Source organism: Nonomuraea sediminis (assembly GCF_018531495.1).
In the GTDB taxonomy this organism is placed as follows: Bacteria; Actinomycetota; Actinomycetes; order Streptosporangiales; family Streptosporangiaceae; genus Nonomuraea; species Nonomuraea sediminis.
This window is the reverse complement of sequence record NZ_JAHDTI010000005.1, coordinates 1-18,601: the sequence shown is the minus strand read 5'-3', so window position 1 is coordinate 18,601 and position 18,601 is coordinate 1. Positions and strand designations below refer to the sequence as shown.

The 18,601-nt window shown below is 69.3% G+C and carries 15 protein-coding genes; 10 read left to right on the top strand and 5 right to left on the bottom strand.

Features of this window, described 5'->3' with window-relative positions:
* Window positions 1-21 precede the first annotated feature (21 nt).
* Window positions 22-657, bottom strand: coding sequence for a response regulator transcription factor (locus KIK09_RS24585; protein ID WP_214321696.1), 636 nt, complete (start codon window positions 655-657; stop codon window positions 22-24).
* A 125-nt stretch (window positions 658-782) separates the two neighbouring features.
* Between KIK09_RS24585 and KIK09_RS24580 the strand changes: the two genes are divergently transcribed.
* The 9 genes from KIK09_RS24580 (at window position 783) to KIK09_RS60120 (ending at window position 13,270) form a co-directional block, all read left to right on the top strand.
* Window positions 783-2,156: a cytochrome ubiquinol oxidase subunit I gene (locus KIK09_RS24580; protein ID WP_214321695.1), complete on the top strand. Its 1,374-nt coding sequence runs from the start codon at window positions 783-785 to the stop codon at window positions 2,154-2,156.
* 11 nt (window positions 2,157-2,167) lie between these two features.
* A complete protein-coding gene (gene cydB, locus KIK09_RS24575) occupies window positions 2,168-3,136 on the top strand; it encodes a cytochrome d ubiquinol oxidase subunit II (protein ID WP_214321694.1) in 969 nt (322 codons plus the stop codon).
* Between the two features lies 1 nt (window position 3,137).
* Window positions 3,138-3,809 carry a universal stress protein gene (locus KIK09_RS24570; protein ID WP_214321693.1) on the top strand — a complete coding sequence of 224 codons (672 nt, stop codon included), beginning with the start codon at window positions 3,138-3,140 and terminating at the stop codon, window positions 3,807-3,809.
* A 259-nt stretch (window positions 3,810-4,068) separates the two neighbouring features.
* Window positions 4,069-5,082, top strand: a complete 1,014-nt coding sequence (locus KIK09_RS24565; RefSeq protein WP_214321692.1) for a LacI family DNA-binding transcriptional regulator — start codon at window positions 4,069-4,071, stop codon at window positions 5,080-5,082.
* Window positions 5,083-5,280: 198 nt separating this feature from the next.
* Window positions 5,281-6,699: an ABC transporter substrate-binding protein gene (locus KIK09_RS24560; protein ID WP_214321691.1), complete on the top strand. Its 1,419-nt coding sequence runs from the start codon at window positions 5,281-5,283 to the stop codon at window positions 6,697-6,699.
* Window positions 6,700-6,725: 26 nt separating this feature from the next.
* Entirely contained in the window at window positions 6,726-7,655 is a 930-nt protein-coding gene (locus KIK09_RS24555; protein ID WP_214321690.1) for a carbohydrate ABC transporter permease, read from the top strand.
* On the top strand, window positions 7,655-8,485 hold the full coding sequence (locus KIK09_RS24550; protein ID WP_214321689.1) for a carbohydrate ABC transporter permease: 831 nt from the start codon (window positions 7,655-7,657) through the stop codon (window positions 8,483-8,485). The genes KIK09_RS24555 and KIK09_RS24550 overlap by 1 nt, the downstream gene beginning before the upstream one ends.
* A 5-nt stretch (window positions 8,486-8,490) precedes the next feature.
* Entirely contained in the window at window positions 8,491-10,101 is a 1,611-nt protein-coding gene (locus tag KIK09_RS24545; RefSeq protein ID WP_250573780.1) for a DUF5107 domain-containing protein, read from the top strand.
* Between the two features lie 19 nt (window positions 10,102-10,120).
* Window positions 10,121-13,270 carry a discoidin domain-containing protein gene (locus KIK09_RS60120; protein WP_214321687.1) on the top strand — a complete coding sequence of 1,050 codons (3,150 nt, stop codon included), beginning with the start codon at window positions 10,121-10,123 and terminating at the stop codon, window positions 13,268-13,270.
* Here KIK09_RS60120 and KIK09_RS24535 read toward each other — a convergent pair.
* Window positions 13,267-14,601 carry an MFS transporter gene (locus KIK09_RS24535; RefSeq protein ID WP_214321686.1) on the bottom strand — a complete coding sequence of 445 codons (1,335 nt, stop codon included), beginning with the start codon at window positions 14,599-14,601 and terminating at the stop codon, window positions 13,267-13,269. The two genes, KIK09_RS60120 and KIK09_RS24535, sit on opposite strands and share 4 nt — an antisense overlap.
* A gap of 47 nt (window positions 14,602-14,648) precedes the next feature.
* Here KIK09_RS24535 and KIK09_RS24530 point away from each other — a divergent pair, with 47 nt between their 5' ends.
* Window positions 14,649-15,431 carry an SAM-dependent methyltransferase gene (locus tag KIK09_RS24530; RefSeq protein ID WP_214321685.1) on the top strand — a complete coding sequence of 261 codons (783 nt, stop codon included), beginning with the start codon at window positions 14,649-14,651 and terminating at the stop codon, window positions 15,429-15,431.
* Here KIK09_RS24530 and KIK09_RS24525 read toward each other — a convergent pair whose 3' ends face one another.
* From KIK09_RS24525 to KIK09_RS24515, 3 genes are all read right to left on the bottom strand, one after another.
* Window positions 15,432-17,396 (bottom strand): phosphocholine-specific phospholipase C, encoded by a 1,965-nt coding sequence (locus KIK09_RS24525; RefSeq protein WP_214321684.1) that lies wholly within the window; start codon window positions 17,394-17,396, stop codon window positions 15,432-15,434.
* 60 nt (window positions 17,397-17,456) lie between these two features.
* Entirely contained in the window at window positions 17,457-18,023 is a 567-nt protein-coding gene (locus tag KIK09_RS24520) for a GNAT family N-acetyltransferase (RefSeq protein ID WP_214321683.1), read from the bottom strand.
* Between the two features lie 42 nt (window positions 18,024-18,065).
* Window positions 18,066-18,601 (bottom strand): L-serine ammonia-lyase, iron-sulfur-dependent, subunit alpha (locus KIK09_RS24515; RefSeq protein ID WP_214321606.1); only part of this gene is annotated, 536 nt, incomplete at its 5' end.

Sequence of the window (18,601 nt, the reverse complement as noted above, 5' to 3'; positions counted from 1 at the left end):
GGTCATGCGAAGTTAGAGGCTTTAGTCCTTGTTTCGCAGCCTTGCGGCCAGGGCGGCGGCCTGTGTGCGGCGCTGCATGTTCAGCTTGGCCAGCAGGTTGGACACGTAGTTCTTGACCGTCTTCTCGGCCAGGAACAGCTTCTCGCCGATCTGGCGGTTGGTCAGCCCTTCGCCGATCAGCTCCAGGATCTTCTTCTCCTGCTCGGACAGGTCCGCGAGGGGATCCTTCCTGGCGGCCTGCTCGCGCAGCCGGGACAGCATCGCGGCGGTGGTCTGCGGGTCGAGCAGCGACTGGCCGGAGGCCACCGTCCGGACGGCACCGACCAGGTCGGAGCCGTGGATCTGCTTGAGCACGTAGCCCGCGGCCCCTGCCATGACAGCCTCGAAGAGGGCGTCGTCGTCGGCGAACGACGTCAGCATCAAGCACGCCAGCCCCGGCATCCGGGAGCGCACTTCGCGACACACCTCCACGCCGCTGCCGTCCGGCAGCCGCACGTCCAGCACCGCCACGTCCGGCTTGAGCGCCGGAATGCGGGCGATCGCCGACTCCGCGGTGCCGGCCTCGCCGATCACCTCGATGTCGTCCTCGGCCTCGAGCAGCGCCGCGACGCCCCGCCGTACCACCTCGTGATCATCGACGAGAAACACCCTAATCATGGTTCGACGGTAGCTCCCTCCTGATCCACTCGGTAGGGACAAAAGTCCCAAAAGGACTTAGGTCCCCCATGGGGTGGGCCGTGCGGCCCTACGAACGCCGGGCCGGCGGGTCGAAGGTGGCGGGCATGGATGTCCTTGATCTCTCGCGGTGGCAGTTCGGCATCACCACCGTCTACCACTTCCTGTTCGTGCCGCTCACGATCGGGCTGTCGATCATCGTCGCCGGATTACAGACCGCCTGGCATCGCACGGGGAAGGCTGAGTACCTGCGCCTGACCCGGTTCTGGGGGCGGCTGTTCCTGATCAACTTCACGATGGGAGTGGTGACCGGGATCGTGCAGGAGTTCCAGTTCGGGATGAACTGGAGTGACTACTCCCGCTTCGTCGGGGACGTGTTCGGGGCGCCGCTGGCCATGGAGGGGCTGATCGCCTTCTTCCTGGAGTCGACGTTCCTCGGGCTGTGGATCTTCGGCTGGGACAGGCTCCCGCCACGGGTGCACCTGGCGACGATCTGGGCGGCGGCCATCGGGACCAATGTCTCGGCCTACTTCATTCTCGCGGCGAACTCGTGGATGCAGCACCCGGTCGGCTACCGCCTGAACAACGGCCGGGCGGAGCTGACCGACATCTGGGCGGTGCTCACCAACCCGACCACACTGGTCACCTTCCCGCACGTGATCTTCGGCGCGTTCCTGACCGCCGGCGCGTTCGTGCTCGGCATCAGCGCATGGTTCCTGGCACGAAAGCGGGAAATATCCCTCTATAGGACGTCCACTCGGCTGGCGCTGATCGTCACGGCGGTGGCCGCGGTGGGTGTCTCCCTGTCAGGCCACTGGCAGGCGCAGATCATGACCGAGCAGCAGCCGATGAAGATGGCCGCCGCCGAAGCGCTCTGGGAAGACGAGAGCTCGGCCGGGTTCTCGCTGTTCGCCGTCGGTGACGTCGAGCACGGGCGCAACCGCGTCAACCTGCAGATCCCCAACGGGCTGAGCCTGCTGGCCACCAACACCCTCGACGGCAAGGTCGAGGGCATCAACGACATCCAGGACCGCTACCAGCGGCTTTACGGCCCCGGCGACTATCGGCCCAACGTCGGCCTGGCCTACTGGAGCTTCCGCCTGATGATCGGCTTCGGCGCTCTCGCCGCCCTGCTGGCCCTGGCCGGGCTCTGGCTGACCAGGCGCGGACGGTTGCCCGCCGGCCGCTGGTTCTACAGGTTCGCCATGATCGGGATCGGCCTGCCGTTCCTGGCCAACACACTCGGCTGGATCTTCACCGAGATGGGCCGCCAGCCCTGGACGGTCTTCGGTCTCATGCGAACCCCGGCGGCGGTCTCGCCCGGCTCGAGCGTCGCCGAGGTGGCCATCAGCCTGACCGGCTTCACCGTGGTCTACGCCGTGCTCGCCGTGATCGAGATCCGGCTCCTGCTCAAGTACGTGCGGCTCGGGCCGCACGAGGAAGCCGAAGCCGAGTCCGCCCTGCCTGCCCTGTCCTACTGAAGGAGGCCGCCATGACCACCGTCTGGTTCGTCCTGATCGCCGTCCTGTGGATCGGCTACTTCGTCCTGGAGGGCTTCGACTTCGGCGTGGGCATCCTGCTGCCCTTCCTCGGCCGTACGCCAGAGGAGCGCACCACCGTGGCGCGCACCATCGGCCCGGTCTGGGACGGTAACGAGGTGTGGCTGCTGGTGGCCGGCGGGGCCACCTTCGCCGCCTTCCCCGAGTGGTACGCCACCCTGTTCAGCGGCTTCTACCTGCCGCTCTTCCTCATCCTGCTGGCCCTGATCCTGCGTGGCGTGGCCCTGGAGTACCGCGGCAAGAGCACGTCGACCAGGGGATGGGACCGGGCCTTCTTCTGGGGGTCGCTCGGCCCTGCCTTCCTGTGGGGCGTGGCGTTCGCCAACATCGTCCGCGGCGTCCCGCTGAACGCCGCCCACGAGTACACCGGCGGCCTGCTCACCCTGCTCAACCCCTTCGCCCTGCTCGGCGGGGCGGCCACGCTGCTGCTGTTCACCCTGCACGGCGCGATCTTCCTGACCCTGCGCACCACCGGCGACCTGCGCGAGCGCGCTCAGCGGACGGCCCGCCTGCTGGGACCTGTGACGGCGCTCGTGGCCGCCGCATTCCTGGTGGTCGCCCAGCTCGGCGACGGCAAGCCCGCCTCGTGGACCGCCGCCGCGCTGGCCGCTGCCGGTATCGCCGGAGCACTGGTCGCCACGCTGCGCGGCCGCGACGGCTGGGCGTTCACCGCCAGCGCCGTGGCGATCGTCGCCGGCGTCGCCTCGCTGTTCCTCCTGCTGTGGCCCAACGTGCTGCCCGCTGTGGAGCCGGCCAACAGCCTCACCGTGACCAACGCCGCCTCCTCGCCCTACACCTTGACGGTGATGACCTGGGTGGCGGCGATCTTCACCCCGGTGGTGCTGGCCTACCAGGCCTGGACCTACTGGGTCTTCCGCCGCCGCCTGACAGGAGCAACCTGACATGAAACCGATCGTGGCCGGCTACGACGGCTCCGACTTCGCCATGCAGGCCCTCGACTGGGCCATGGACGAGGCCGAGCTGCGCAAGACACCGCTGCTGCTCACCCACACCTGGCAATGGCCGTACGGCGAGGCCGACGACGAGGCCAAGTCCCACCTGCGCAAGGCGGCCGAACACGTCCTGTGGCACGGCGCCGAATGCGCCCGCAACACCAGCGCGATCACCGACGTCGACACCGACCTGTTCGAGGGACATCCCGCGCAGCACCTCATCGACCTGTCCGCGGACGCCGCCATGATCGTGGTCGGCTCGCGCGGCCTCGGCAGGCTGCCCACCCGGGTGCTCGGCTCGGTCGCCGAGCACGTGGCCGCCCATGCCGCCTGCCCGGTCATCGTCGTACGCGGACCCGGTCCCCTTCCCGCGAGCACCCGGCCGGGGCCGGTCAAGGTCGAGGACGACGGCGGCGCCGTGCTCGAGTTCGCCTTCCACGAGGCCGAGCTGCGCGGGCTGCCGGTGACCGGAGCACCGCCCGCCCTCTGGGCCGAGCGCTACCCCGGCGTCGAGCTCGTCGAGGAGCAGGAAGCCGGCCCCAGCCTGCTCGTCGTCGGCCGCAAGCACGCCCGGCACACCCTGCATCGCGCCGCCTGCCCGGTGGCCGTGGTCCCTGAGTGACCTGGCCCTAACTGTTGGCGACAGTTATCAGTCAACTACGGAATGTGATTGCGTTCCTCGGCATGTGATGAAAAATTGGACCTCCTTCGCAGCCGGACTGGAGGGGCCGGCTGCGAAGGTCGGCATCCTCTGGCTGTCATCGGATGGTCTGGCGCGAACGAACGTTTTAACGAGCAACTGTGAGCAACATAAGTGCATGCCGTGCTCGGGTCAAGGGCAGTGGCTGGATGCGTGCTTTGCACGTTTTAATGGGCTCACTATGCACACCGCCAGCATCAAGGACGTCGCGGAACGCGCGGGAGTGTCCCCCGGCACCGTGTCCAACACCCTGAACCGGCCCGAGCGCGTCGCCCCCGAGACCCGTGAGCGAGTGCTGCGGGCCATCCGCGAGCTCGGCTTCGTCCGGCACGGGTCGGCGTCCACCCTGCGGGCCGGGCGGAGCCGGTCGATCGGGCTGTCCGTGCTCGACATCGCCAACCCGTTCTTCACCGACGTCGCGGCCGGGGTCGAGGACGTGGCGAGCGACCGCGGGTACGCGGTGATCCTGGGGAACTCGGCCGGCTCGCGCTCGCGCGAGGACCGCAACCTGCTGGTGCTGGCCGAGCAGCGGGTCAGGGGCGTGCTGATCACCCCGGCGGGGGAGGATCCCGCCCCGCTCGAGGCCCTGCGTGAGCGCGGCATCCACGTCGTGCTGCTCGACCACGCCGCCCACCGCCCCGACCAGTGCTCGGTAGCGGTCGACGACATCGCCGGCGGGATGCTGGCCACGGCGCACCTGCTGGACTCCGGGGCGGAGAGGATCGCCTTCGTGACCGGGCCGCTCGGGATCCGGCAGTGCCGCGAGCGGCAGGAAGGCATGCGTCGGGCGCTGCGCGAGCGCGGCGTCCGTGGCAAGGTCACCGAGATCGTGATGCCGGAGATGAACGCGCGCAACGGGCAGCGCGCGGCGGAGAAACTGGTCTCCGGCTCGCTTCCCGACGCGGTCTTCTGCGCCAACGACCTGCTCGCCCTGGGCGCGCTGCGCGGCCTGCTGCAGGCGGGCGTGCGTGTCCCCGACGACGTGGCGCTGATCGGCTACGACGACATCGAGTTCGCCGCGGCCTCCGCCGTGACGCTGTCCTCGATCAGGCAGCCGACGTACCAGCTCGGCCGGATCGCCACCGAGCTGCTGTTGGACGAGTGCGACAACCCCGGCGGGCACGCCCACCAGCAGATCATGTTCCAGCCCGAGCTCGTCGCCCGGGAGTCCTCCCCGCTGAGTCGCCGTCGCTGACAAGAGCTGTTCGATACGAACGTTTTTAAGTCATTTACGGACAACCCAAATGAGCCGTCAACTCTGTGACGTGCGGCGATGTAACATCCGATCTCTGTGACGAGTGCAATCTCTTGACACGCCTCAGCGCCACGCCTACCGTCCACCCCAATTCCTTTAAAACGTTTCTCTGGCGTAGCCCCCCAGCAGGAGAAGCACATGTCCAACACCCGTATCCTGGCGGCACTCGGCATGGCGACCAGCCTCGTCCTGACCGCCTGTGGTTCCAGCAACACCCCCGCGAGCGAGTCCTCGGACGCGAGCTCCGCCCAGAGCGGCGGCGAGTTCACGCTCCCGACCGCTGCCGCCTACTTCAAGACCTCGTGCCCGTCGGCCGCGGTCAAGCCCACGACCGACAAGGAGCTCACCTACTGGTCGATGTGGACCAAGGACGAGCCGCAGGGCAAGGTCGTCCAGTACGTCGCCGACTGCTTCACCAAGCAGACCGGCGTCAAGATGAACATCCAGTGGCTCGGCCGCGCCTACTTACGCCAGAACCTGGTCCCCGCGCTGAACACCGACACCGTGCCCGACCTGTTCGACCAGGACTTCACCAGCGTGAAGGCCGCCATCGTCCAGGCGGGCGGCACCCAGCCCGTGGACGACGTCCTGGACATGAAGACCGGCGACGGCACGGTCCGCGAGGTTCTGCCCGCGCCGTACTGGGACACCCCGGCCGCCAAGGACGAGGCGGGCAAGCTGTTCTCGGTCCCGTACATCGTCCTGGGCGACGCCTGGTGGTACAACAAGAAGCAGGTCACAGGCCTGCAGCCGCCCAAGACCATGAACGAGCTGTTCACCCGGTTCGACTCCGCCAAGAAGGCGGGCCGCTCGGCGGTCGCGCTCGACGGCGACATCAGCTACTACGCCGCCTGGTTCTTCGAGCAGGCCGCCGCGCGGTACGCCGGTGCCGGCGGGCTGGCCAAGGCCGCGCAGGACACGACCGGCCAGGCCTGGAAGGCCGACCCGGGCTTCCAGAAGGCGGCCGAGTACACCTCCAAGATCGGCACCTACCTGATCGACGGCTGGGACGCGGCCAAGTTCCCGCAGATCCAGCAGCGCTGGGCGGACGGCGACGCCGACTTCCTGTTCATGGGCAGCTGGGGTCCGACCGAGACCCGCGAGTACCTCAACAAGCAGGGCGGCGGCGAGGCCATCGACTACGGCTCGTTCCAGTACCCGATGCCCGAGGGCGCGACGCACGACGTCATCGAGGTCCAGGAGATCGGCTTCAGCGTCACCAAGAAGGCCAAGCACCCCGAGGCCGCCAAGGCCTTCATGGCCTACTTCCTGAACAAGGCGATGCTGGCCGGCGTCCCCGCGGTCGCCGACAGCCTGACCCCGCGCAAGGACCTGCCCGTGCCCAGCGACATCGCCGACCTGAAGGCCGCGCTGGACGACCCGGCCAAGACGCACATGCTGTTCATGGACGGGCTGGACGGCATCGCCGGCGGCAAGTATGCCGAGCAGGTCTTCTTCCCCGCCGACAACGACCTGCTCAAGGGCAAGATCACCGCGCAGCAGTTCGTGGACAGGCTCGCCGCCAAGACCGCCGAGTTCTGGAAGACCCAGCACTGATGGCGCAGGCCGTACAGGAGCGTGCGGTGGCGCGCGGGCGTGACCTGCCCGTCACCGGCACGCCGCACCTGGCCCGCAAGCAGCGGCTGTTCTGGCCCTTCGTGCTCCCGGCGATCGTGCTCTACGTGCTGTTCCTGGTCGGCCCGGCGATCGTCACCGTGGCGCTCAGCTTCACCCGCTGGTCGGGCGCGGGGACGCCGAGGTTCGCCGGCCTCGACGAGTACGCGCAGATGCTGGGCAGCGAGTCGTTCGGGTACGCCTTCGGCAACACGCTGATGTACGTCGCGGTCGGCGGGGTCGGGACGTTCCTGTTCGCCTTCCTGTTCGCGATGGTGCTGCGGGACATGAAGGCGAGCAAGCTGATCCGGGCGATCCTGTTCTTCCCGAACATCGTCGCGCCGGTGGCCATCGGGATGTTCTTCGGCTTCGTCTTCCGCTACAACCCCTCCAAGCAGGGCCTGGCCAACTTCCTGCTCAACCTGGTCGGGGCGCCCGCGGCCAAGTTCCTGCAGCCGGAGAGCGTCGTCTGGGTGGTGATCGGCGCGCTGATCTGGGCGAGCGCCGGGTTCTACATCACCATCCTGATGGCCGCGATCGACCGCATCCCGCCCTACCTCTACGAGGACGCGGACCTGTGCGGGGCGACGCCCTGGCAGAAGTTCCGGCACATCACGCTGCCCATGATCTGGGACGTGGTCGGGATCGCCGGGGTGCTGTGGACGATCGGCGCCGTCAAGATCTTCGAGATGGTCTTCGTCCTGGCGGGTCCCGGCACCTACCTGCCGCCCAACAAGACCTGGACGCTGGCGATCTACGTCTACGACCGGTCGTTCGGCACCCAGGGCACGCCGGAGTACGGGGTCGCCTGCGCCACGGCCGTCGTGATGATCGTGCTGGTGACCGTCCTGGTGCTGACGCTGCGCTGGGTGATGCGCAGGGAGAGGCTGGAGTACTGATGCTGCGCCTGGCCGGCAGGACGATCATCTGGCTGTTCACCGCGGTCAACGTCCTGCTGCTCTACTGGCTGATCGCGGCGTCGTTCAAGACGCCGCTGGAGATCTTCCGCGACCCGTTCGGGCTGCCGCACACGTGGATCCAGCGCGGCCAGCCGTTCCGCAACTTCCTCTACGCCTGGAACCAGGCGGAGTTCGGGCACGCCTTCCTGATCACGGTCGTGCTGACGGCCGTGGCGTCGTTCGCGATCGTGCTGGTCTCGGCCCCCGCGGCGTACGCGCTGAGCCGGCTCGGCGTCCGCGGATCGGGGCCGCTGACCAGCTTCATCGCGATCGGGATGGGGGTGCCGATCCAGACGGTGATCATCCCGCTGTTCGTCGGGATGGCGCACCTCAAGCTGACCAACAGCCTGGTCGGGCTGTTCCTGCTGTACGTCGCGCTGTCGCTGCCCTTCACGATCTTCCTGCTGACCGGGTTCTTCCGCACCCTGCCGGAGGAGCTGGAGGAGGCGGCCGCGCTGGACGGCGCCTCGCCGCTGCGGACGTTCGTGCGGATCACGCTCCCGCTCGCCAGAGGCGGGATGATCACCGCGCTGATACTCAACGCGATCGGGCTGTGGAACGAGGCCCTGCTGGCGATCGTGTTCATCCAGGACACCTCGGGCTTCACACTGGCCCGCGCGCTGTTCACGCTGTACGGCGCCGCCACCTACCAGTCGGAGTACGGCGGGCTGATCGCCGGCGTGGCCATCGTGGTGATCCCGATGCTCGTCCTGTACATCGTCCTGGCCAGGAGGATCATCTCCGGCCTCACCCTGGGAGCGGGCAAGTGACGTGGATGTCGGACCTCGGGCCGGTCAGCCCGCTGCCGATCCTCGGGCTGCTGCCGTACGGCATGCGCAGCGAGTACGCCCGAGACTCGCGCGAGCGGGACGTCCCGGTGCTGGTGCTGGAGAACGACCACCTGCGCGCCGAGTTCCTGCCGTCGCTCGGCGGGCGGCTCTGGTCGCTCGTGGACAGATCCACCGGAAGGGAGCTGCTGTTCAAGAACCCGGTCATCCAACCGGCCAACCTGGCGCTGCGCGACGCCTGGTTCGCCGGCGGGGTCGAGTGGAACCTCGGCACGACCGGGCACTGGCCGCTGACCTGCGAGCCGCTGCACGCGGTCCGGGTCGGCGACGGGATCAGGATGTTCGAGTACGAGCGGGCGTTCGGGCTGGTCATGCAGCTCGACGCGCGGCTCGACGGCGACAGGCTCCTGGTCGGCGTGACGCTGCGCAACCCGCGCCCGCACACCGTCCAGGCCTACTGGTGGTCGAACATCGCGGTCCCCGAGACGCCGGACACCCGGGTCCTGGTCCCGGCGGACAAGGCCGACTATTACGGCTACGAGCAGGAGCTGACCACGGTCCCCGTCACGCCCGAGGTGCTGCGCCCCTCGACCTGGCGGCGGGCGGCCGACTACTTCTTCCACGTCGAGGGCCCGCCGTGGATCGCGGCGGTGGACGCCTCCGGCCACGGGCTGCTGCACCAGTCCACCGAGCGGCTGTCCGGCAGGAAGCTGTTCGGCTGGGGGACCGGGCCGGGCGGCTCGCGCTGGCAGGAGTGGCTGTCCGAGCCCGGCCTGCGCTACCTGGAGATCCAGGGCGGGCTGTGCCGCACCCAGCTCGAGCACGTCCCGATCGGGCCGGGGGAGCGCTGGACCTGGACGGAGAGCTACGGCCCCTACGACCCCGCCCGTACGGCAGGCCTGGAGAACGCCGCCGAGCAGTGGTGGGACCAGCCCGCCGGCGAGATCCTGCACCTGGGATCCGGCTGGGGCGCCCTCGAGGCGCTGCCCGGCTTCCCTCCGGAGAGCCTGGGACCCGAGCAGCAGCCCTGGCTGACGTTGTGCGAAACCGGGGTGCTGCCGGAACCCGCCGCCTGCGTGGTCGGCCCGGAATGGCTGAGCCTGCTCGAGAGCGCCACCGACTGGCACGGGCTCTACCATTTCGGGCTCAACCTCCTCGCGGCCGGAGACCACCGCGGCGCCAGGTCCGCCTGGGAGGAGTCGCTGAGCCTCAAGAGGTCTCCGCTGGTCCTGCGGGCGCTGGCGCAGACAGGGGACGACACGGCGAAAGCCGTACTGCTCCTCGAGGCGCACGCGCTCGCGCCGGACCTGCACCCGCTGACGGTCGAAACGCTCCGCGCCCTGATCGACGCCGATCGGGCCGGCGACGCACTGGAGGTGATCGACAACCTGGAGGACCGCCGTCACGGCCGGATCAGGCTCCTGGAGGCCCAGGCGGCCGTCAAGGCCGGTGACCTGGAGCGCGCCGCCCGCGTCCTCGACGGCGACCTGGTCGTTCCCGACCTGCGCGAGGGTGAGGACTCCCTCGACGCGCTCTGGTTCGCCCTGCACGGCGACGACGCCGAACTCCCCGCCCGCTACGACTTCCGCATGAGCTGACACCCCCCAGGAGATCTCAGTGCTCCGTACCATGCTCGCGTTAGCCGCCTTACTCTTCCCCTTACTGCTCTCCGAGCCCGCCCAGGCAGCCGCGCTGTCGGTCTGGGTGCAGAACGAATCCGACCGCGCCTTCTCCTCCTCCGCCCCGCCGTCAGGCGCGCCGAGCTCGGTCGCGCTCTACGCCGCGCGCAACGAGTACCAGGCCGCGCAGATCCTGGTCCGATCCGCCAGCGCGCAGACCGGCGTCTCGGTCAGCTTCGGGGCGCTGTCCGGTCCGGGAACGCCGATCACCGACATCACCGCCCGCAAGGAGTACAACCACCCCAACATCGCCAAGGTGGGCTCGGACTACCAGAATCCGCCCGACGGCGGCAGCGCCTACTTCGACGCCCTGGTCGACAACACACCGCAGAGCCTGGCGGCCAACACCACGCTGGCGTACTTCTACCAGGTCCACGTGCCCGCAGGGCAGACGCCCGGCGTCTACACCGGCAGCGCGGTGGTGCACAGCGACTCGGGCAACGTGAGCGTGCCGGTCTCGGTGGCGGTGTACAACGTGACGATTCCGCCGGCCAACCAGTCCTCGTTCAAGATGAACAACTGGTTCACCTCGGCCGGTTGGGACTACTCCGGCACGCAGATGTCGATCCCGGTCCAGTACGGCGTCAGCATGTACGACGCGAACTGGTGGAAGGTCATCGGCAACTTCGCCGTCAACCAGGCCAAGCACCGCAACAACGTGATCTACGCGGACTTCCAGGCCCTCCTGATCCCGGGGACCACGGTGGACTCGTCGGGCACCTACACCTGGGACTGGTCCAACTTCGATCGCTTCGTCCAGCTGTTCGTGGACGCCGGAGCGATGCAGTACATCTACACGCCCACCCTGATCGAGGGGAACCCGGACGGCAACACCCCTGGCCTGGAGATGCTCGTCGCGTCCAACGGGGTGAGCGGCCCGGTCAAGCGGGTTCTCGCCGCGCCCAACACCACGACGACCAACGGCTATCTGGACAAGGTCTTCCCCGCGCTCAAGGCGCACCTGGACGCCAAGGGGTGGACGGACAAGTTCTACATGAGCGCGCTCGACGAGCCGTCGACGACCGCCCAGGTGAACGCCGCGAACTGGCTCTACACCAAGTACAAGGCCTACTTCCCGAACGCGCGCACCAACGAGGCGCACGCCTCGCTCTTCCCCGGCAACGAGGCCAACCTGACGACGCTCACGCCGTACACCGGCACCTACGACGCGAACATCGCGCACTACCAGAGCCAGCGGCTGGCCGGTAAAGACCTGTGGCTCTACACCTGCATCGTGCCGCAGGACGGGCACATGAACCGGTTCGTCTCCTACGCCCTGGACGGCACGCGGCTGCTCCCGTGGCTGGTCTGGAAGGTCGGCGGAGACGGCTACCTGCACTGGGGCTGGAACTACTGGGGCAACCTCGGCGACGGCTCCAACTTCGGCAACGTCAACACCTTCGACGACTGGCAGACCGGCGACAACTGGCTGGTCAGGCCCAACAAACCGGCCTACGACGTGTACGACAGCCTGCGCAGCGAGGCCCAGCTCGACGGCCAGCAGGACTTCGAGCTGCTCAACCTGCTCAAGGCGGCCAAGCCGATCACCGCGCGGCAGATCACGGAAAGCCTGATCACCAACGGGACCTCCTACGACCACTCCGGTGCGGACGTGGTGGAACGGCACAAGCAGATCCTGGACGAGCTGGTCTCGACGACGCCCGACATGTCCTTCCCGTTCGTGGACAGCTTCGACGGCACCGAGAACGCGTGGCGGCACACCAAGGGCACGTGGTCGGTCAACGCCGGCGAGTACGTCCAGTCGGACACCAGCGACTGGGGCTTCGCCTCGGCCGTCGAGGGCCGCACCTACGGCGACGTCGCCGCGAGCGTCGACCTGAAGATCACCGGCGTGCTGGCCGGCGGCGGCAACTCCAACTGGGCCGGGCTGATGATCCACAGCCTGAACCCGACCGACATGGACAGCGGCTACCTGGTCGCCCAGCGCAACGACGGCCGGGTCTTCCTCTACCGCAACGGCACCACCCTGGCGCAGGCCACCGCGCCCGGCTACGTCCCCGGCGCGTGGAACCACCTGCGGGTGATCTACCAGCAGGGCGCGATCAAGGTCTTCTCGGGCGGCGACCAGGTCCTGTCGGTCACCGACAACGCCTTCCCCCTCGGCAGCGTCGCGGTGGTCACCGGCGGCGCGAGCGCCCGCTTCGACAACGTCCACCTCAACCCGCTGGTCAACGCGGCCGAGTTCGGGACGGTGACCGCGTCGAGCAGCTACCAGGGCGACGGCTGGAGCCTGGCCGCCGCCAACGACGGGCTGCGGACCTCGTGGAGCAACGCGATGGGGTGGAGCAGCGTCGACAACATGACCACCAACCACACCGAGTGGGTGAAGGTCGACCTCGGCAGCACCCGGTCCATCAGCCGGGTCGATCTCTACCCGCGCAACGACGGCGCCAGCACCGGCCTCGGCTTCCCGGTCGACTTCACCGTCCAGGTGTCGGCGAACGGGACCAGCTGGACCACGGTCGCCTCGCCCACCGGGTACGCCAGGCCGTCCGCCGATCCGCAGACCTTCCCGTTCGCGCCGGTCAACGCCCGCTACGTGAAGGTCACCGGCACCAACCTGCGGACCGACAACCTCGGGCACTACCACATGCAGTTCGCCGAGATCGAGACCGCGGGCGGCGACCTGGCCCTCGGCCGCACCGTCACCTCGTCCAGCTCGGTCGAGTACCCCGCCGAGAGCTGGCTGCGGTACGACGCCACGGACGGGGTACGGCTGTCGCAGCTGTGGTACTCGATGGGCTTCAGCAGCGCGCTGGCCTCCTCGCAGCACACCGAGTGGGTCCAGGTGGACCTGGGCGGACCCTCACGGGTGAGCAAGGTCGTGCTGTGGCCGCGCAGCGACGGCGCGAACACCGGGAACGGCTTCCCCGTCGACTTCACCGTCCAGGTGTCGCCTGACGGGACCAACTGGACGACGGTAGCCTCCCGCACCGGGTACCAGAAGCCGGGCGCGACCGGGCAGGAGTTCGGCTTCTCCCCGGTGACCGCCCGCTACGTGCGGACGACGGGGACGCAGCTCGATCCCAGCTACCTGCTGCAGTTCGCGGAGATCGAGGTCTTCTAGGCCTCGGGCGCCGCCGGTCTCCTGAGGGGGATCGGCGGCGCCACGGTCTCGGCGGCCTCCGGGTGTGGCGTGACGCGCCGCCGTACGGCCAGCCCCAGCAGCACGACGAGCAGTCCGCACACGCCGGACAGCGCGAAGGGGGCGGCGGGCCGCCACAGGTCGTAGAGCCACCCGCCGATCCCGGAGATGACGAAGATCCCGACCGCGCCGCACAGCGTCTGCACGCCGAAGCTGGAGCCACGCAGGCGGGCAGGCACCTGCTGGGCCAGCAGCGGGCCCGCCGTGGTGATGACGCCGATCTCGCCCAGCCCGATGAGGGCCGCCACCAGCATCATCCCCGGCCCGAGGGGGTCGCTGACCAGCAGGCTCGACAGGTACGCCACAGCGGCCAGCGCCTGGGCCAGGATCACCACGTCCTGCCGCCGCATCCGGTCGCCGAGCCAGCCGAACAGCGGCGCGCCCACCACGATCACCAGGTAGGCGATGCCGACGATCGCGCCGCTCTTGGCCAGCGCCTCGGTGGCGGACATGCCCCGCACGGCCCTGGCGTAGTCCACGATCCACAGCGACAGGAAACTGGCCACGAGGGCGAGGTCTGCCCTGGCCACGAAGGATGCCGCGTACGACAGCGCCACGCCGGGGTCGCGAGCCAGCCGTACGCCCTCACCGATCAGGCGCATCAGCCCCGGCCCCCGGACGGCCGGGGGCACCGCGAGACCCGGTGCGAGCGTGGCGCGCAGCGCCAGCGCGCCGAGCACCACCAGCGCGGCGACGATCAGGAAACCCACCCTGGCGGCCGTCGCCGTGTCCATGCCGCCCTTCTCCAGCATGTTCGGCAGCCGCACCAGCACCAGCACCGCGACCACCGCGCCGATGCCGCTGAACAGGCCGAGCCAGCCGTAGGCCTTGCCGCGCGCCCGATCGAGGACGTAGTCGGCGGTGATCGCGGACATGGTGACGTTCAGCGCGGCGATCCCGAGCGCGAAGACGATCCGCAGCGCGACCAGGACGACCACGTTGCCCGCGAACGGGTACAGGGCCGCGCCCAGCGCGCACAGCAGCAGCCCGGCGATCGCGACAGGGCGCCTGCCGATCCTGTCGGCCAGCGCGCCGTACCAGGCCAGGCTCAGTATGAGCCCGACCTCGGCCGCGACCTGCAGGTATCCGGTCGCGCGGCCCAGCTCGTCGCCCGACAGCCCCAGCACCTCGCTCAGCACGTACGGCTGGCCTGCCGGCAGGAAGGTGATGATGGCGGTGCCCAGGAGCCCGAGCCCCATGCACGCCCAGAGGTTGGTCTTGCTGATGCCTGAAGAGGCGTCGAGACCTAACATGGCAGCGATCATCGCAACTTTCGCCCTAGATCGTCTAGGTTTGCCCCATGACGAGTGACCGAGTCCCTCCGGGCATCAGCGCTTCCGTGCCCAACGTGGCGCGGATGTACGACTACTACCTCGGTGGGAAGGACAACTTCGCGGCCGACAGGGAGGCCGCCGAGAAGGTGCTGGCGCTCATCCCCGAAGTCAGGGGCGACGCCCGCAACAGCCGGGCCTTCCTGCAGCGCGCGGTGCGCCACCTCAGGCAGGTGGGGGTGGACCAGTTCCTCGACATCGGCTCGGGGCTGCCGACCTCCGGCCACGTGCACGAGGTGATCGACGGCGCGAAGGTCGTCTACGTGGACAACGACCCGGTCGTGCTGACCCACTCGCGGGCGCTGCTCGGAAGCTCGCCCGGCGTCACCGTCCAGGAGGGCGACCTGCGCCGGCCGGACGAGCTCATGGAGCAGGCGGCGGAGGTGCTCGACCTCTCCCGGCCGATCGCGCTGCTCGTGGTCTCGCTGCTGCACTTCGTCGCCGACACGGAGGACCCGGCCGGGATCGTCCACCGCTACCGGGACCTGCTGCCCGCGGGCAGCCACCTCGTGCTGACGCACGTCGCCCCGGACACCATGCCGGCCAAGGCCGACGGCGTCAGCGCCGTCTACCGCAACGCCACCTCGCCCTTCACGCCGCGCAAGCGGGCGGTGTTCGAGACGTTCCTCGAGGGTTTCGAGATCCTGGAACCCGGCATCGTCAACACCCGCGAGTGGCGTCCGGACCCGACCACCGACTCCTCCCGGGTCAGCGGCGACTACCACCTCTGCGCGGTGGGACTCAAGCGGTGATCAGCCCGAGACGCTGGGCAGGCCGTTCTCGATGTGGCCGGCCAGCACGCGACGGAAGGCCTTGTCGGCCGGGCTGGTGATGCGGAGCTCGTACCAGCCGTGGGTGTTCTCGCACGACACCGGGACCTCCCGCGAGGCGCCGGGTTCGAGCCGGACGGTGAGGCCGCCCACCTGGAGCGTGACCGCCGAGGCACCGGGATTGGCCAGGCGGACCACGATCCGCCGGGGTTCGGTCTCGACGCGGTGCGTGATCTCGACGGAAGGCCCCGAGGCGGATCCGGCGAACTCGCGGCGGAAGCCGTTGGGGCCGGTGAGCACGAGGTCGTAGCGGCCGCGGATCGCGATGTCCCGGCTGGTGGTGCCCAGCACGTCGGCGTGCCAGGGCCGGGCGAACTCGCCCGCGTAGGGGTACAGGGCCAGGTGGGCGCTCTCGGTGCCGCTGTTGACCGCGGTCACGCTCAGCGTCCCGTCCCGCGCCACTGCCCACCCGTCCAGCTGGTACGGCAGCGCCCTGGCCGGCCGTACACCCTCCTCGACCAGGGGCAGGCCGGGTGAGGTGAGGGCGGCGGGGAGCCAGCGGCCGGTGAAGGGCGGAACGGGCCCCGGCGGGGTCAGCCGCTGCGGGGCGGCGGCGGTGGAGAAGTCGAAGGCGCCGGTCAGGTCGCCGGAGATCTGCCGCCGCCAGGGGCTGATGTCGGGGAAGCGGACGCCCAGCCAGGTCTCCAGGAAGCGGGCGGTGGAGGTGTGGTCGAAGGTCTGCGAGCAGACGTACCCGCCGGCGCTCCACGGCGAGACCACGATCATCGGGACCCGCATGCCCAGGCCGATCGGGTGCCCGTCGTAGAACTCCTCGGTCCTGTCGTCCGGCGGCAGGGGTGGAGGCACGTGGTCGAACTGGCCGTCGTTCTCGTCGTAGGTGAGGAACAGCACGGTCGAGTTCCACACCTCGGGGGTGCTCGCGAGGGCGTCGAGGATGTCGTGGACGAGGCGCGCGCTCTGGACGGGGGAGGACTCGTTCGGGTGGTCGCAGTCGGCCGCGGCGGCGACGACGTAGCTCACCTGCGGCAGGGTCCCGGCCTCGACGTCGGCGCGGAAGGCGGCGGCCAGGGTGCCCGCGGGCACGCGGTGCAGTGCCCGGTCGTAGAGCTGCCGGTCCTCGGGCGGCAGCGCGGCCACGTTCTCGGCCAGCTGGGACAGCAGGTCGGGGTCTGCCGCCGCGTAGAAGGACTCCATGCTCGTGAACCCGCCGGGCAGCACCTTCATGGCCAGGTCGCGGAAGCGGGCGAAGTACTCCAGGTTGTTGTCGGTGAAATTGTCCCGCTCCTGGTAGACGCGCCAGGAGTGGCCGGCCGCCTGGAGGATCTCGCCGGCGTTGGACCAGGTGTAGCCTGGGTGGTCGGCCTCGTAGGCGTCGTTGTCCACGGCCCGCCTGTCGCTGCCGGGCTCGAAGCCGGAGTGGCCGCTGAAGTGGTAGTTGCGGTTCGGGCTGGTGGAGCCGATCACGGAGCAGAAGTACTGGTCGCAGATGGTGAAGGTGTCGGCGAGCTCGTACTGCAGCGGCACGTCCCTGCGGTCCAGATACGTCATCGTGGCGGGGCCCTTGGCCGTGATCCAGCCGTCGTGCCAGCCGCCCGCGACCGCCACCTGGCCGTCCGTCCAGCTGTGCGGCAGGGAGTCGAGCCACTGCGGATCCCGCCCGGCCAGCCTGGCCGCCTCCCGCAGCGGGAAGGGCCGCACAGGGCCGCCGCCCGAGGGCTGCTCGAAGACCGACCCGCCGTGGCGCAGCGTGATCGCGTTGCGGTCGGCGAAGCCGCGCACGCCGCGCAGCGTGCCGAAGTAGTGGTCGAAGGAGCGGTTCTCCTGCATGAGGAAGACCACGTGCTTGATCGCTGCCAGCCCGCCTTCCGGCATCGGCTTGGCGAGCGCTTCGTGCACGGATGGGGGCAGAGCCGACTCCTGGGGCATGACGTGGACACTAGCGCTCAAAATCGATCACGACTAGGGGTCATTCTCGCTCAAACCTCGTCACCACAGCTTGTCGATCTGACCTGGGTAGAGCTCTATGCGGGCATGGTGGAACGACGGCCGGTGCCGCTCGGCCGCGGGCGTGAAGAAGGCCGCCATGGTGACCTTGTCGAAGCCGGGGCGGTCGCTGGGGAAGGGGTCCTCGGGGGTTCCGCCGATCAGGACGGTGCCGGGGAGCAACTGCCAGCCCGCGCTCTCGTAGAACGCCTGGAGGGGCCGGTCGCAGGTGAACAGGCCGACGTCGAAACCGGCGTCGGCCATCGCGGTGCGGGCGGCGGCCACCAGGTGGCGGCCGTAGCCCCGGCCGCGGGCCGCCTTCCTGGTCACCACGGTGCTCAGCCCCGCGGCCCGGTAGCGCTGACCGGCGTGCGTGATCTCCTTGGACAGGATGTCCAGGGCGGCCACCACCGCGTCGTCGTCCACCAGCACCATCGACAACGGCCGCAGCGCGGGATCGTGGTTCGGCGTCGGGAACGTGAAGCCCGGCCAGGCCTCCTGCTGGAGCTCACGGACCTGCACCAGCAGCTCCGCAGGGGTGGCCGACTCGGGGAACGACTCGATGCGCATGACCATGAGTGTGCTGACCAGGGGAGACAGGGAGCAAACGGTTTAGCACTCGATGACGTTGACGGCCAGGCCGCCGCGCGAGGTCTCCTTGTACTTGTCGAGCATGTCCCGCCCGGTGTCCCGCATCGTCTTGATCGCCTTGTCCAGCGAGACGAAGTGCCGGCCGTCACCGCGCAACGCGATACGGGCGGCGGTGATCGCCTTGATCGAGGCCACCGCGTTGCGCTCGATACACGGGATCTGCACCAGACCACCGATCGGGTCGCAGGTCAGCCCCAGATTGTGCTCGATACCGATCTCGGCGGCGTTCTCCACCTGCTCCGGCGTGCCACCCAGCACCTCCGTCAGCCCGGCCGAGGCCATCGAGCAGGCCGAACCCACCTCACCCTGACAGCCGACCTCGGCACCGGAGATCGAGGCGTTCTCCTTGAACAGCACCCCGATCGCCGCCGCCGTCAACAGGAACCGCACCACACCGTCGTCATCGGCGCCCGGCACGAACCGGTTGTAGTAGGTCAGCACGGCCGGGATGATGCCCGCGGCGCCGTTGGTGGGCGCGGTGACGATACGGCCCCCGG

What these genes read in the sequence shown, in the direction of transcription:
- KIK09_RS24560 (WP_214321691.1), top strand. Translation starts at nt 5,281, where the DNA reads ATGTCCAACACCCGTATCCTGGCGGCACTCGGCATGGCGACCAGCCTC.
- KIK09_RS24550 (WP_214321689.1), top strand. Translation starts at nt 7,655, where the DNA reads ATGCTGCGCCTGGCCGGCAGGACGATCATCTGGCTGTTCACCGCGGTC.
- cydB (WP_214321694.1), top strand. Translation starts at nt 2,168, where the DNA reads ATGACCACCGTCTGGTTCGTCCTGATCGCCGTCCTGTGGATCGGCTAC.
- KIK09_RS24530 (WP_214321685.1), top strand. Translation starts at nt 14,649, where the DNA reads ATGACGAGTGACCGAGTCCCTCCGGGCATCAGCGCTTCCGTGCCCAAC.
- KIK09_RS24565 (WP_214321692.1), top strand. Translation starts at nt 4,069, where the DNA reads ATGCACACCGCCAGCATCAAGGACGTCGCGGAACGCGCGGGAGTGTCC.
- KIK09_RS24545 (WP_250573780.1), top strand. Translation starts at nt 8,491, where the DNA reads ATGTCGGACCTCGGGCCGGTCAGCCCGCTGCCGATCCTCGGGCTGCTG.
- KIK09_RS24585 (WP_214321696.1), bottom strand. Translation starts at nt 657, where the DNA reads ATGATTAGGGTGTTTCTCGTCGATGATCACGAGGTGGTACGGCGGGGC.
- KIK09_RS24535 (WP_214321686.1), bottom strand. Translation starts at nt 14,601, where the DNA reads ATGTTAGGTCTCGACGCCTCTTCAGGCATCAGCAAGACCAACCTCTGG.
- KIK09_RS24520 (WP_214321683.1), bottom strand. Translation starts at nt 18,023, where the DNA reads ATGCGCATCGAGTCGTTCCCCGAGTCGGCCACCCCTGCGGAGCTGCTG.
- KIK09_RS24525 (WP_214321684.1), bottom strand. Translation starts at nt 17,396, where the DNA reads ATGCCCCAGGAGTCGGCTCTGCCCCCATCCGTGCACGAAGCGCTCGCC.
- KIK09_RS24580 (WP_214321695.1), top strand. Translation starts at nt 783, where the DNA reads ATGGATGTCCTTGATCTCTCGCGGTGGCAGTTCGGCATCACCACCGTC.
- KIK09_RS24570 (WP_214321693.1), top strand. Translation starts at nt 3,138, where the DNA reads ATGAAACCGATCGTGGCCGGCTACGACGGCTCCGACTTCGCCATGCAG.